A 1,148-nucleotide genomic window follows, 5' to 3' on the forward strand; every position below is an offset into this window, starting at 1 on the left:
CACGGTGCAGGTGGCGATGCGCAGGCCGTCACCCAGGCGCACGTCGGTGGGGCCAACCTCGGCCACCCCGGCCCGGGTGCGCACCTCCACGCCCATCAGGGCCAGCCTGTCGCGGGCGTAGGCGCGCAACTGTTCGGGAAAGCCGGTCAGCAGGCCGTCCGCCGCTTCCAGCAGCACGATGCGCGGGGGCGTCTTGCCCGCCAGTTCCGGAAAATCGCGCGCCAGCGGGGTGCGCACCAGTTCCGCCAGCGCCCCGGCAAATTCCACCCCGGTGGGGCCGCCGCCCACCACGGTGAAGGTAAGCAGCGCCGCGCGCCGGCCCGGGTCTTCGGTCAGGCTGGCCCGCTCGAAGCAGGCCAGGATGTGGTTGCGCAGGCGCACCGCGTCTTCCAGCGATTTCAGGGTATAGGCATTCTCCGCCGCGCCCGGCACCCCGAAGAACGAGGTAAGGCTGCCCGGCGCAAGGATAAGGTGGTCGTAGGGAATATCCGGCCCGTCGGTGTGCAGCACGCGCCGTTCCGCATCCACCCCGCGCACGTCCGCCAGCGCCACGCTGACCCGCTGCTGCCCCCTGAACACCCCGCGCAGGGGATAGGCGATCTGCTCCGGCTCTATCTCCGCCGCCGCCACCTGATACAGCAACGGCAAAAAGGTATGGTAGTTGTTGCGGTCCACCAGCACCACGTCCACCCGGCCCGAACGCGCCAGACGCCGCGCCGCCCACAGCCCGCCGAAGCCGCCCCCCACGATGACCACGCGGGGCCTGCCGGTGCCGCGCGCAAACCTGTCCGTATCGTTGCCGCCAATCATGTCCGCCTCCGTATGTGCTGCCCCGCGTGCAACCGCATGCGTGTTCACCCAGCCCTGCATGACCTGCATGTCCCGCAGTCCCGTGGTCCCTGTATCCGCGTACCCGCGAAGCTTGCACTGTGACTGCCGCGCACGGGCACGCGGCCATCCTTCACGATATACGCACCCGACCGGGCACGGCAAGAGGCCGGGCAAAGGATGCGCAACGATGCAGAGGGATGGGGAGGGATGCGCAAGGTCACGCCCGACGCCGGGTGCTGCAGGACGGCACGCCCGCGCGGAGGCGGCCAGACCGGCACCGCGCGGCCCGATGGCGCATCGTGCATGCCCCCCTGCGC

The 1,148-nt window shown here is 70.7% G+C and carries 1 protein-coding gene; it reads right to left on the reverse strand.

All coding sequences use genetic code 11. From position 1 onward, the window contains the following. The coding region (locus FVW27_RS16600; protein ID WP_167127274.1) for an NAD(P)/FAD-dependent oxidoreductase at positions 1-810 on the reverse strand (810 nt) is incomplete at its 3' end. Positions 811-1,148 lie beyond the last annotated feature (338 nt).

Origin of the sequence: Nitratidesulfovibrio liaohensis (genome assembly GCF_011682075.1) — a bacterium.
In the GTDB taxonomy this organism is placed as follows: Bacteria; Desulfobacterota; Desulfovibrionia; order Desulfovibrionales; family Desulfovibrionaceae; genus Cupidesulfovibrio; species Cupidesulfovibrio liaohensis.